A 12919-nucleotide genomic window follows, 5' to 3' on the forward strand; every position below is an offset into this window, starting at 1 on the left:
CTTTCGTTCCGGTTCCCTATTCCACGGTCTTCGGAACCTTGAAAGCTCCGTCCTTCTGCTCCGGTGCATTTTTCAGGATCCGGTCTCTGTCATCCCCGCCTGTCACTACATCCTCTCGGAACACATTGTCCACCTGAAACAAGTGGGACAGAGGCTCCACGCCGGTTGTGTCCAGCTCGTTCATCTTATCGATATAGTCCAGCATTCTGTCCATATCCTTTTTTGCAGCTTCCTTTTCCTCGCCGGATAGCTCCAGCTTTGCCAGGACCGCAACATAATCAATGGTATCGCTGCTGATCGTATTTGCCATGTTTTTCCTCCTTTTTCTGCCATGCGGCACTGTTTGGGGGCGCAGTTTCGTGCCGCTGTTTTAGCTCGCTGCGCCGATAGCCTACGGTTCCAAACGGGTCACGTCTCTGGGGAACAGGGATGTCTCACGGACGTTCTGTTCATCCAGAAGCCGCATGGTCAAACGCTCCAGGCCGATGCCCAGGCCTCCATGGGGCGGCATGCCATATTGAAAGATCATCAGGTAGTCCCTTATATCTTCCGGGTCCATGCCCCTCTTCTCCATCTTCTCAAGGATCGCATGGTAGTCATGGATGCGCTGGCCTCCGGTCGTGATCTCAAGCCCCTTGTACAGCAGGTCAAAGCTTAAGGTGAACCGCTTATCTTCCGGGTCGTCCATGGCGTAAAAGGGACGTTTTTTCGCAGGATAATGAGTGATGAACACAAAATCGCTTCCATACTCCTCTTTGAAATACTGTCCGATCAAAAGCTCCTCCTCCGGCTCTAAGTCATACGGGTTGCGGATCGCTCTGCCATATTTTTCAGCCGCCAGCTCTTTTGCCCGGTCAAACCGCACCTGCGGGATCTTCTCAATGGACGGTAAGTCCACTCCCAAAAGGTCCAGCTCTTTTTTATATTCCCGCCTGAGCAGCTCCACTGTATATTTGAGAAAACCGGTCTCCATCGCCATCACATCCTCAAAACTGTCGATATAACCCATCTCAAAATCCAGGCCGATATACTCGTTTAAATGCCGGGTCGTATTATGCTTCTCGGCCCGGAACACAGGAGCCACCTCAAATACCCGGTCAAATACGCCGACCAGCATCTGCTTGTAGAACTGCGGGCTTTGTCCCAGCTCAGCCTTTTTGTTAAAGTAATTCAGCTTAAATACATTGGCGCCGCCCTCAGCTCCCCGGGAAACGATCTTCGGGGTGTGCACCTCCGTAAATCCCTGACTGCTCAAAAACTCCCGAAATCCCCGGACCACGCCCTCCTGCACCTTGAACCTGGCGCGTTCCCTCACATTCCGCAGGGACACCGGGCGCAGCGCCAGCCGGGTCTCTAAGGACGTATTGAGCTTCCACTTGTTGACGGCTAACGGCAGGCTTTCCGCCGGTTCCGACAACACCCGGATCTGCCTGAGACGAATCTCGAACCCATGAGGCGCCCGTTCTTCCAGAGACACCGTCCCGGTTACCTCCACAGCGGATTCCTCCTTCAGCGTTTTTAGGTCAAAACCGGTTTTCCCCTCCTCATACACGCACTGCACCAGGCCTTCCGCCCTGCGCAGGATGACAAAGGCAACCTCGCCCATGGTGCGGATATTGTGCACCGCACCGTTCATCTTTACCGTCCTGTCCACATAATCCCCATCCAGGATCTCCCGCACCCCTACGGTCTCCTTCTCCCTGACGCCTGATAAAAATTCCATACTGCTCACTCCTTACCTGAGTGCTGTGAATGCCGGCTCAGGAAATGCCGCATTCACACTCACCTCGAAAAATGCCATGTATCCCGGGAAACCGGAAGCTTTCTGAAAATGAAAAAAGCCCCGCCCCGGAATACTGTTACATATTCCGGGACGGGACATGAAGTTCATGTTCCGCGGTACCACCCGCATTGAGACCGGTCCAGTGCAAAAACCGGTGCTCCACTCTCGGCGCGTAACGAGCGCCAGACGGATATCCCTACGCCTCCTGTAGTTTCAGGATACCAGCTCCGGAGTGTTCCCTTTCGCCCAGTCCAACGTAACAGCGCTCTCAGTCGGTGACGCCGTCTTCCTGTCGAAGTCCTGCTGGCAAGAGTCTCCTTCTCAGCCATTCAAATGCTTTGCCGCACTAAATTGGTTATTATATTAGCACAACGCTTTTTTATTTGCAAGACCTAAAATTTTATTTGAAAATTTCCATTGACATAATTTTTTTATCCATGTATGATTGTTAACAGACCATTAACGCAGTATTTTTGTCACTAAAGAGGGGGTTCTTTTTTTTATGTCTGAAATCAATACAAAACCAGAGCAGAACAAGATGGGTACTATGCCCATCAACCGGCTGCTCATTTCCATGTCCCTGCCCATGATCATTTCCATGCTGGTGCAGGCGATGTACAACATTATTGACAGCGTTTTCGTTGCCCAGATCGGTGAAAATGCACTGGCCGCCGTTTCCATGGCGTTCCCGATCCAGAGCCTGATGATCGCGGTCTCCTCCGGAACCTGCGTGGGCGTCAATGCCCTTTTGTCCCGGTCCCTGGGCGAACGCCGGCCGGAGGATGCGCGGCTGGCTGCCATCAACGGTATCTTCCTTGCGATGTTAGGCGCTCTTGCATTTGCACTGTTTGGCCTTTTTGGGTCCCGCATGTATTTTGCAAGCCAGACCTCTGACCCGGAGATCATCGAATACGGAGTACAGTACCTTCGGATCTGTACCATTTTCTCCTTCGGTATATTCGGAGAAATGATGTTTGAGCGGATCATACAGTCTACCGGCCGCACCATCTACAGCCTGTTTTCCCAGGGGATCGGGGCTGTCACCAACATCATCCTGGACCCGATCATGATCTTTGGCCTGCTGGGATTCCCGGCGCTGGGAATCCGCGGCGCGGCGATCGCCACGGTGATCGGACAGATCTTTGCGATGCTCATATCCCTGTTCTGCAACTTAAGATGGAACCCGGATGTCAGCATCAACATGCGCGGCTTTATGCCCCATGGTCATACGATCAAAATCATTTATGCTGTAGGGATCCCGTCCATTATCATGCAGGCCATCACCTCCGTGATGACCTACGGCATGAACCTGATCCTGATCGGTTTTTCCGCTACCGCTGTAACCGTGCTTGGTATCTATTTCAAGCTCCAGAGCTTTATCTTCATGCCGATCTTTGGCTTAAACAACGGTATGATCCCGATCATCGCGTACAATTACGGCGCGCGGAACAAGAAGCGCATCATGTCTACAGCGAAGCTGAGTATCGGCATCGCGGTGGGGATCATGCTGGTGGGACTGGCGATCTTCCAGCTGTTCACCCCACAGCTTCTCCTGATCTTCAACGCCTCCGACCACCTGCTGGAGATCGGCGTCCCGGCACTGCGGCTCATCAGCTTAAGCTTTTTATTTGCCGGCTACTGCATCATCGTCAGCTCCGTATTCCAGGCCTTGGGCAATGGCGTCTACAGCCTGATCATCTCCGTGGCAAGGCAGCTTCTGTGCATCCTGCCGCTGGCTTACGTTTTCGCCAAGTTCTGGGGACTGCACGCCGTATGGTACTCCTTCCCGATGGCGGAGATCATCTCTGTGGTGCTCAGCTCGATCCTGTTTAAACGGATCTATGACAAGAAGATCAAAGTGTTGAAATAATCCTGCTATTGTATATTGCTTATTAAATAACCCTGTGTAAGAGGTGAGATTTCCGCCGTTTGCATGGGGTTATTTTTAAGTTCCGGCCCGAAACCAGAACAAAAACCATGCTGTCCGACCGCCCGCCTGCTACTGCTGCAAAATGCGGAAATTCAAGTTCAACTCGTTCTTGACAGTGCCAGAATCATATTGTATAGTATAGACAATTTCCTGTGGGATTCTTCCCGCAGCAATTTCCGGGATCTTTTGTTATATCGGCAGTTCGTCAAAGATTTCCAGTTTTATGCAGCACTTGGCGGTATGCAACAGTATGCGACATTTCGTTTTTTGTATCACAAGGGTATCTCTTTCGTCACGATTCATTTCTCTTATCCCAGAGAATTTCGTGATTGAAAACACATCTAAAACATCTTATAATGGAGGTAGCAGTAATGAGAAGAAACAGAGAACACAAGGACAAGGTATTTATCATGGCATTTCAGAGGCCGGAGGATCTGCTGGATCTGTACAATGGTCTGAACCGCAGCCACTACACCAATCCCGACGACCTGGAGATCACAACACTGGAGGATGCCATTTACATCCACATGAAGAATGATGTATCCTTCCTGGTTGACAACACGCTGAACCTGTGGGAACACCAGAGCACTTACAATCCCAATATGCCAGTGCGTGGGCTTTCCTATTTTGCGAAGCTGTATCAAAAGTACATCGATCAACATCGGATCAATGTGTTCAGCAGCAGTTTAAAACCGCTGCCGTTCCCGCAATATTTTGTATTTTATAATGGTCTGCGGGAGGAGCCGGACAGAAAGGATCTGCTGCTTTCAGACGCATTTATAAAGCCTGACAGCAAACACTTGGAAAATCAGGAGAGTTTATCCAGAATGCCGTGTCTGGAGGTCCGTGCCACGATGCTCAACATCAACAGCGGACACAACCGGGAGTTGATGGAAAGCTGCCGGCGCTTGAGGGAATACTCCCAGTTTATTGAGAAGATCCGGTTTTATCAGGGAAAGGGACTTCCTGTAGAGCAGGCATTAGACCAGGCAGTTAATGACTGTATCCACGAGGAGGTATTAGCGGATATCCTGTCCGTACATAAAGCGGAGGTGATAGCAATGTTTCTGACAGAATATGATGAAGAACGTCATATGGAAATGGAGAGAGAAGAATGGGAAGCGAAAGGCGAGATCAAAGGTCTGATAGAAACCTGCCAGGAACTTGGCGTTTCCCGCAGATCCACAGGGGAGAAGCTCCAGACAAAGCTTTCCCTGGATGCTGATGCCGCCGAGGAATATTTGATAAAGTACTGGAAATGAATTCCTCACAGATCATGGAGCTGTTGTAAAATGATATTTTATACAAGATATCGGTGTTATTTGATAGATCAAATATGATATCCTGCTGGATTTTTCATTTTGCAGCAGCTCCATTACTATAGCTTATTTACAGTCATCAGCAGGAGCAGAAGACCAGAATAAATTTCCGGCTACCGTTTTCCGTCCAGCCAGCCCTTACAAACTCCTGGATAATTGCTGATCACGCCTTCGACCCCATACTCATACATCTGCTCCAGGGTACCCATATCATTGACAGTCCAGACATTGAGCGGGATATTGTGCTCCTTACAGTTTTTAACATCCTCAGCGCTCATGCACTTCCAACCCGGATGAAAATACTGGAAATCATATTTCTCACAATAATATCCAGCGTTGCCCAGACCCTCGTGCTCCACCAGCGCCCCGCACGGAATATCCGGCGCCAGCCTGCGCAGCAGAATGATGGATGTGTGGTTGAAAGAAGAAAAGATGATCTTCTTCTCCAGTCCATATTTTCTCACCATCGCAAGAGTCTTCTCCTCCAACTCCTCATAGTAGTAAACACCGGACTTGATCTCAATATTGGTCACAAGATCTGTGTCCTTCACCCACTGACAGTACTCCTCCAGGGTCGGGATCGGCTCAAATCCATATATACCGCCCTTAATGGCGCTGGCGTTGAATTTCCTGATCTCTTCTAAGGTATAATCCTTCACATACCCGCAGCCGTCGGTGGTCCGGTCGATCTTCTCATCATGGATGATCACAATCTCTCCGTCCTTTGTCAGCTGTACATCCAGCTCAATCCCATCACATCCGGTCTTTTCCGCCTCGCGAAAAGCCAGCATGGTATTCTCCGGATATTGACCGCTGTAACCTCTGTGCGCATAAACTTTCATCGATCCATCCTCCACTGTTTTATGTCTTATATGCAGCTGCATGCCACAAAATGATCCGGTTCCACCTCGCGAAGCTGCGGATTCCCGTTCCTGCAGCGTTCCTGGGCGTCGTTGCAGCGGTTGCAGAACCGGCACTCGTCCGGCAGGTTCACCGGGGAAGTGATCTCTCCCTTGATGAGCTGGCGCGCCGGTTTTTCTTTTCCTACGATCGGCAGCGGAATTGCAGATAAAAGAGCTTTTGTATAGGGATGGATTGGATTTTTAAACAGGATATCCGCCGGAGCTTTCTCCACCATCTGGCCCAAATACATCACCGCAATATCATCGGAAAAATATTTTACAACAGAAAGATCATGGGTAATGAAAATATAGGTCAGCCCCATATCCTGCTGCAATTTTTTTAACAGGTTAAGTATCTGCGCCTGGATCGATACATCCAGAGCAGATACCGGCTCATCACATACGATCAGCTTCGGCCTCACTGCAAGGGCCCGGGCGATCCCGATACGCTGGCGGCGTCCGCCGTCCAGTTCATGCGGATATACATTGATATAGCGCTCCGCAAGGCCAACGGTCTCCATCAGCTCCAGTGTACGCTCCTCTATCTCTTTCTTGGTCTTTAACAGCTTGTGCTCAATGATCGGCTCGCTGATCAGCTGCATCACAGTCTGGCGCGGGTCCAGAGAGGAGAACGGGTCCTGGAACACCATCTGCATCTCCTGGCGCAGGCTGCGCATCTGCTTCCTGCTGTAGCCTGTGATATCTTTCCCATCAAATATAATTTTCCCGCCGGTTGGCTCTAAAAGCTTTAAAATGGTTCTTCCGGTGGTGGATTTTCCGCAGCCTGACTCCCCCACGATTCCCAGCGTCCTTCCCGCCTCAATCTTAAAGTTCACTCCATCCACTGCATGAAGCTGTCCGGCCGGAATCGAAAAATATTTCGTCAGGTTCTGAACCTCAAGTATCGTCTTATTCTCCATCCCTGTTCCTCCTCAAGCAAAATTCCGGGTCCTCATAAGCTCTGCATGCCACAAAATGCGTGCTGCTGCCATTCACAGGCCTCAGTCCGGGTATGGCTTTTGAGCAGGCTTCCGTCGCATAGGGACATCTTGGGGAGAAGGAACATCCCGGCGGCAGATCCGACGGATCCGGCATCAATCCCCGGATGGGTACCAGTTCCTCGCCCCTTTCCTTAAGGTTCGGCAGCGAATCAAACAGTCCTTCCGTGTAGGGATGCCGCATATGATTGAACACGTCATCCGCAGTCCCCTTCTCCACGATACGGCCTGCATACATGACCGCTACATCCTCACAGACCTCTGCCACCACGCCCAGGTCGTGGGTGATCAGCAGCATGGACATCTCTTTCTCACGGATCAGCTGCTTCATCAGCTCCAGCACCTGTGCCTGGATCGTCACATCCAGAGCAGTGGTCGGCTCGTCTGCGATCAGCAGCAGCGGATTGCACGCAAGCGCAATAGCGATGACCACGCGCTGCTTCATCCCGCCGGAGAACTGATGCGGATAATCATAGGCGCGGGACTCTGCGATGCCTACCATCTTGAGCATCTCCTTTGCCTTCTCAAACGCTTCTTTCCTGGACATATTCTGGTGGATCTCGATACTCTCGCCAATCTGGTCGCCCACTGTCATAACCGGGTTTAAGGCAGTCATCGGATCCTGAAAGATCATCGCCACATCGTTGCCGCGCATCTTTTCCAGTTCGGCAGGCGTCATTTTCAGAACATCCTTGCCCTCCAGATAGATCTCTCCGCCCTTTATCACTCCCGGCGGATTGGGAATCAGATTTAAAATAGACAGGGCAGTGGTCGTTTTCCCCGCCCCGGTCTCTCCTACCAGGCCGAGGGTGCGTTTCTTACCAATCTCGATATCAATGCCATTTACCGCATGGACATCGGCGTCCTCCGTCTCATAGTGTACCACAAGATCTTTTATGTTTAATACCAACTCGTCAGCCATACTACTATCCTCCTATTTTTTCAGCTTCGGATCCAGTGCATCACGAAGCCCGTCTCCCAGCAGATTCAGGGCAAGCACCGTAAACATGATCGCCAGGCCTGGGATGATGCACATATAGCTGGCATCCCGGATATGACCGCGGCCTGCCGAGAGCAGCGCTCCCCACTCAGGTGCAGGCGCCGGAACGCCGATCCCCAGGAAGCTTAAGGAAGATGCTGAGATAATCGTGGTTCCGATTAAAAGCGTAATCTGTACAATGATCGGTGAGAGACAGTTGGGCAGGATATGCTTCACAATGATCTTCCAGGTAGGAAGCCCCATCGCATAGGAAGATTCCACGTACTCCTGGTCCCTGATCGTCATAACCGACGCCCGGACAATACGGGCAAAGCTGCTGGCACAGGAAAATGCCAGGGCGATCATCAAGTTCACCGTACTGGTTCCCAGCAGGGATACGATGACAACTGCCGTCATAATATTGGGAATCGAATAGAAAATATCAATTCCACGCATGATGAGCGAGTCCACAGTGCCGCCGTAGAAGCCTGCGCAGGAACCGAGTACCGTTCCCACCACCAGCCCCAGCATGACCGATCCGACTCCGATCATCAAAGAATAGCGTGATCCATAAATTACACGGGCGAACAGATCCCGTCCGTATTCATCCGTGCCAAACCAATGGCCGATACCAGGCGCCAGCAGCCTTTCCTGCATGTTCTGCCCGATCACATCCTCAGCGTAGTCAAACATCAGAGGGCTGAATACTGCCGCCGCAACTAACAGTACCAGGAAGATCATTCCGATAACAGCGCCTCTGTTGCGGATCAGATGCCGCCAGGTTTCCTGAAGCATCGTGCGCCGTTTTACAGGTTTTTTCGCGTTTTCCATCTGTGCCATACCATCACCCCTTCTTGCTGTATTGTGCCTTAATACGTGGATCAAAGAATGCATAGATCAGATCCACGACCAGATTGATGATACACATCAAAATGGAACACATAATGATAGATCCCGTTACCATCGGCGTATCCCGCTTGGAAATGGAATCATACACCAGCCTTCCGATACCCGGCCAGGAGAATACTGTCTCCGCCAGTACCGACCCGGTAATCACAAGCGACATCTGCAGTCCGATCGCAGTGATAATAGGGATCAGGGCATTCTTAAGCCCATGGGTAAAAATAACACGCTTCTCAGGACATCCCTTTGCCCTTGCCGTAGTCATGTAATCCTGCCGCAAAACGTCCAGCATAGAGGACCTGGTCGTTCTGGTGATCAGCGCTGCAAGGCCGAACCCAACCGTAACCGCAGGCAGGATCAAACTGCTGAAGCCGGTTTTGCCTCCTGTAGGCAGCCACCCAAGCGTCAGTGAAAATATAATGATCAGCATTAGCCCCAGCCAGAAGTTGGGCATGGAGGTCCCAAACAGGGCAAATATCATCCCCGCCGTATCCTTCCAGGTATTTTGGTGAATCGCAGTGTATATCCCCAGTGGAACCGACACCACTACAGCGATCAGTACGGCCGCGCCGCCTAACATCAGTGTGTTGGGCAATCTGTCCATAAAGGTCTTAAATACGTCCCTCTTGGTAACATAGGACTGGCCCATATCCCCGGTCAGCATCCCCTTCATGTAATTGGCATAGCGCACGATAAACGGGTCGTTCAGCCCCAGCTCCTCCCGGATCTGCTCGATCTGCTCCGGTTTTGCATTGTCCCCTGCCAGCATCAGGGCAGGATCTCCTCCCGTCAGGCTCATGGCCCAGTAGATCAGAAATGAAGTGACCAGGATAACCGGTATCAGCATCACCAGACGTTTCACTATGTATTTAATCATCTGCCACTCTCTCCTTTATTCCGTCATAACAGCCAGTTCTCACATCCCCGGCTGCCTATATAAGAACTTGCGGGCGCAAATGCATCCCGCAAGTCCCTTTACTCAATTCTATTCCCTGATATCTGCCGCAGCCTGTTTATTCTGCAACATAAGCGTGGCGCCAGTCATGGTTGCCTCCGCCATAGAAATACTGGCCCTGCAGATTCTTGTTATATGCAACCACCAGATTCGCGATATAGAGCGGCACCTGCGGGCAGGCATTTACCAGATACTCCTGCAACTCCTGTGCATACGCAAGACGCTTCTCCTGATCCTTCTCGGTAGCCACAAGGTCTACCAGCTCGTCCGCCTTCGGATCAGAGTAGTGGTGGTAGTTGGAACCGGAACCGGTGTAGAACAGGTCGCGGTATACGAAATCCACCTTGGAATCCTCATTCCATCTCCAGAGGAACAGCTCCTGGCTTCCATCAGCGCATGCAGAACGCAGGGTAGCGGTCTCCATCGGCTCAAGGGTCACATTGACACCGATCTCTGCCAGATTGGCCTGGATCACAGTTGCGATCTGATCGTAAGGCGTACCAGTCGCATAGCTTAAGGTGGTGCTCACACCGCCGTCCGGATAACCGGCATCGGCCATCAGCTTTTTGGCGCGCTCCACATCATAAACAAAGCCTTCCATCTCATCATAGAAGCCCCACAGACCGCGGTTTAAGATGGTATTCTGCAAGGTCCCCTTACCGTATACGGCCGCTTCCAGGACTGCGGAACGGTCGATCGCACATGCAACAGCCTGTCTTAAGGTTTCGTTATTCCACGGCTCCTTCTCCACATTGAACCCAAAGTAGAAAAGACGGGTTCCGGTCTGCTCATAGACAGTGATATTCTCATTCTCCTCCAGGTACTGCAGCTCGTTGATCGGAGGGTTGACGCAGACATCGATCTCGCCTGCCTCAAGCGCCATCACACGGGCCGAAGCCTCGATGTACGGGCGGAATTCGATGGTATTTACCACACCCGGCGCAAGGTTCTCTCCTGCCGGAATGTCATTGCCCCAGTAATCATCTACTTTTACCAGTCGGCAGTACTCACCCTCAACCCACTCGTCAAACTTGTACGGGCCGGTGCCGATATAGTAAGGGTTCTCCACTCCGTCATCATAGGCTTTCTTAGACTGGATCGCCAGCGGCAGGGAAGCTAAGGACTGCACAAATTCGTTGTTGTAGCTCTCAATCTCGATCTCGATGGTATGCTCGTCCTTCACCGTACAGGCTACATAGCCTGCTAACGCGGACGCCACCATGTTATCCATAGCCATATCCAGGGTGAACTTTACATCCTCCGCCGTCATGGGTGTCTTGGCACCATCGTTGAAATATACATCATCTCTCAGCTTCATCTCAATATGGGTATCGTCCGTAAACTCCCATGAGGTTGCAAGGCAGGGATCAAAACGCACATCACCTGATGAACCATTATTAAAGAATACCAGCGTCTGATGTGTATTTTTTAAAATAATGTTGTTGGTAGCATTCTGCTGCTTCTGCAGATCCAGATTGTCAATATCTGCATCTGTACCGATTAACAGGGAGTCTTTGTGCGCAACGCCAGACGCAGCGCTTCCGCCCTCTGCCGCCGCCTGGGTGCTCCCGCCTGCGGAACCGCCTGATGATGAGCCTGATCCGCCACACCCCGCCAGCGTGGTCGCCAACATGGCAACGCTTAATACTAATGCAATTCTTTTTTTCATGTACCTTTCCTCCATTTTATTTTTCTGTTTGCATAAAAACCAGCCACAGACATCAGTAAAAGAACAGAAAAAACATCGCATAATAAAAGCGCATAATGTAATCATATAAATGTTTTTTATAAAAGATTACATCACTGCGCTTCTCTCATTCTCTATGCAATGTGTATATTCGCTTACTGAATATGGTATCATTATAGCATAATCTGCACAAAACACAAGTGTTAATTTTTTAACGCATATGGCAATATTGCTTAAGGCCGGCCGCTTCCTGTGCTGCCGGAAAAATTCCGCCAGGTTAGAACGATACCGGCTCCGATACCGCCACATCTGCTGCCGTAAATGCCCCGTCTCCCATGCCGGCTGCCATTCCTCCGCCGGGGATCATATCCATGCCGGCTGCACCATACGGCACAGTCTCCTGATCCTTATCATCATAAAACTGCCATTTTCTGTTGGCCTCATCGAGCAGTCCCTCGGTTCTCAAAGCGCTGTCAAAGGTGTAACGGACGCTTCGCTTTTTCTGCAATTCCTGTTTGAACCTTCTGGCTTTTTTCATATGGCGCTGTTTCTTCGCACGGTTCCTGCGGATCTTCAGCAGGGTTTCCTCATCTAACTTCTTAAGCTTTTTGCTGCCGCGCACCAAAAGCTTTTGCAGGGAGCCGACGGCGGCGCGCGCCTTCGCTTTTTCCCTGTCATCTCCAAGGGCGATCACCATGCGCAGAGAAGCGATGCTGCGGTGGGCCTCTCCCATCACGGTCCTCACCTGCCCCTTCGTGAACGCGCCAGCCAGCCTGGCATAACTGAATGCCGACGAACAGGCTGAAGAACCGGCTTTCATTTTGATATCACTTTGCAAGCCGGTATCCGGGATTCCATAATCCGGCGCTGACTGTACTGACTTAGACGGAAACGCCGGGGGCTGTATTTCCGGGACCGGGACTGACCAGTACGACGCAGTATGCTCACCCAGCACAGCTCCGTTTGCCAGGTTCTTTCCCGAGTCCCTTAAAAGCTGTCTCAGAATGGATTCCATAACGTTTCTGCACGCCAGATAATCCTCTCTGCTGCTGCCCATCCGTTCCAGAAAATCGCGGCTCACGATCAGATATGTCCCGTTTCCCAGATCTTCCGCCATCTGTGCCACAGAACTCCCGCAAAACGGGTCAGACGGGTCCTGTATGCGAATATGGACGCCCCGGTACTCCTGCTTCATCTGCTCCAGAAAATCCTGAGCCTCTTTTGCCCAGTCTGCAGAGATATCCACCACATCACAGTTTCTGGAACCTCCGGTCTCCTTCAACAGATTGGAACTCACGTTTTTACCCGCTGTCCCATAAGACGGAATCGCTATATCATATATTTTCCCATATGGATTCGTCGTGCTGCTACACCTCATACGCTTCTCTCCTGACCTGATGCCGTCCACCGGCTGACCACAGCCCACAAAAAGTCCTTATATAATATCAGTATAGCAGACCATT

General features: G+C 51.1%; 11 protein-coding genes. 2 read left to right on the plus strand and 9 right to left on the minus strand.

Annotated elements, in window-relative coordinates; genetic code table 11:
* Nucleotides 1-16: 16 nt before the first annotated feature.
* Both gatC and aspS read right to left on the minus strand, forming a co-directional pair.
* Nucleotides 17-310, minus strand: coding sequence for an Asp-tRNA(Asn)/Glu-tRNA(Gln) amidotransferase subunit GatC (gene gatC, locus AB1I67_RS19735; protein ID WP_367031860.1), 294 nt, complete (start codon nt 308-310; stop codon nt 17-19).
* A gap of 81 nt (nt 311-391) precedes the next feature.
* Complete coding sequence (aspS, locus tag AB1I67_RS19740; protein WP_367031861.1) at nt 392-1723, minus strand: aspartate--tRNA(Asn) ligase; 1332 nt, start codon at nt 1721-1723, stop codon at nt 392-394.
* A 562-nt stretch (nt 1724-2285) separates the two neighbouring features.
* Here aspS and AB1I67_RS19745 point away from each other — a divergent pair.
* Nucleotides 2286-3653: an MATE family efflux transporter gene (locus AB1I67_RS19745; RefSeq protein WP_367031862.1), complete on the plus strand. Its 1368-nt coding sequence runs from the start codon at nt 2286-2288 to the stop codon at nt 3651-3653.
* A 431-nt stretch (nt 3654-4084) separates the two neighbouring features.
* On the plus strand, nt 4085-4975 hold the full coding sequence (locus tag AB1I67_RS19750; protein WP_367031864.1) for a hypothetical protein: 891 nt from the start codon (nt 4085-4087) through the stop codon (nt 4973-4975).
* Between the two features lie 170 nt (nt 4976-5145).
* On the opposite strand, the gene AB1I67_RS19755 is transcribed toward AB1I67_RS19750, so the two are convergent.
* The 7 genes from AB1I67_RS19755 to AB1I67_RS19785 form a co-directional block, all read right to left on the minus strand.
* The gene (locus tag AB1I67_RS19755; protein ID WP_367031866.1) at nt 5146-5874 is read right to left on the minus strand and encodes a glycerophosphodiester phosphodiesterase; all 729 of its coding nucleotides are present in this window, start codon (nt 5872-5874) and stop codon (nt 5146-5148) included.
* Between the two features lie 26 nt (nt 5875-5900).
* Complete coding sequence (locus tag AB1I67_RS19760; RefSeq protein WP_367031868.1) at nt 5901-6854, minus strand: oligopeptide/dipeptide ABC transporter ATP-binding protein; 954 nt, start codon at nt 6852-6854, stop codon at nt 5901-5903.
* Nucleotides 6844-7854, minus strand: a complete 1011-nt coding sequence (locus AB1I67_RS19765) for an ABC transporter ATP-binding protein (protein WP_367031871.1) — start codon at nt 7852-7854, stop codon at nt 6844-6846. The genes AB1I67_RS19760 and AB1I67_RS19765 overlap by 11 nt, the downstream gene beginning before the upstream one ends.
* A 12-nt stretch (nt 7855-7866) precedes the next feature.
* On the minus strand, nt 7867-8751 hold the full coding sequence (locus tag AB1I67_RS19770; RefSeq protein WP_367031873.1) for an ABC transporter permease: 885 nt from the start codon (nt 8749-8751) through the stop codon (nt 7867-7869).
* Nucleotides 8752-8755: 4 nt separating this feature from the next.
* Complete coding sequence (locus tag AB1I67_RS19775; protein ID WP_367031874.1) at nt 8756-9691, minus strand: ABC transporter permease; 936 nt, start codon at nt 9689-9691, stop codon at nt 8756-8758.
* A 136-nt stretch (nt 9692-9827) separates the two neighbouring features.
* A complete protein-coding gene (locus AB1I67_RS19780; protein ID WP_367031876.1) occupies nt 9828-11438 on the minus strand; it encodes an ABC transporter substrate-binding protein in 1611 nt (536 codons plus the stop codon).
* A 295-nt stretch (nt 11439-11733) separates the two neighbouring features.
* Nucleotides 11734-12834: a hypothetical protein gene (locus AB1I67_RS19785; protein ID WP_367031877.1), complete on the minus strand. Its 1101-nt coding sequence runs from the start codon at nt 12832-12834 to the stop codon at nt 11734-11736.
* Nucleotides 12835-12919 lie beyond the last annotated feature (85 nt).

This window comes from Clostridium sp. AN503, assembly GCF_040719375.1.
GTDB lineage: Bacteria > Bacillota > Clostridia > Lachnospirales > Lachnospiraceae > Brotaphodocola.

Bases quoted from the DNA above. Each gene is read 5' to 3' on its own strand.
- gatC (WP_367031860.1), bottom strand. From the start codon at position 310: ATGGCAAATACGATCAGCAGCGATACCATTGATTATGTTGCGGTCCTG.
- aspS (WP_367031861.1), bottom strand. From the start codon at position 1,723: ATGGAATTTTTATCAGGCGTCAGGGAGAAGGAGACCGTAGGGGTGCGG.
- AB1I67_RS19745 (WP_367031862.1), top strand. From the start codon at position 2,286: ATGTCTGAAATCAATACAAAACCAGAGCAGAACAAGATGGGTACTATG.
- AB1I67_RS19750 (WP_367031864.1), top strand. From the start codon at position 4,085: ATGAGAAGAAACAGAGAACACAAGGACAAGGTATTTATCATGGCATTT.
- AB1I67_RS19755 (WP_367031866.1), bottom strand. From the start codon at position 5,874: ATGAAAGTTTATGCGCACAGAGGTTACAGCGGTCAATATCCGGAGAAT.
- AB1I67_RS19760 (WP_367031868.1), bottom strand. From the start codon at position 6,854: ATGGAGAATAAGACGATACTTGAGGTTCAGAACCTGACGAAATATTTT.
- AB1I67_RS19765 (WP_367031871.1), bottom strand. From the start codon at position 7,854: ATGGCTGACGAGTTGGTATTAAACATAAAAGATCTTGTGGTACACTAT.
- AB1I67_RS19770 (WP_367031873.1), bottom strand. From the start codon at position 8,751: ATGGCACAGATGGAAAACGCGAAAAAACCTGTAAAACGGCGCACGATG.
- AB1I67_RS19775 (WP_367031874.1), bottom strand. From the start codon at position 9,691: ATGATTAAATACATAGTGAAACGTCTGGTGATGCTGATACCGGTTATC.
- AB1I67_RS19780 (WP_367031876.1), bottom strand. From the start codon at position 11,438: ATGAAAAAAAGAATTGCATTAGTATTAAGCGTTGCCATGTTGGCGACC.
- AB1I67_RS19785 (WP_367031877.1), bottom strand. From the start codon at position 12,834: ATGAGGTGTAGCAGCACGACGAATCCATATGGGAAAATATATGATATA.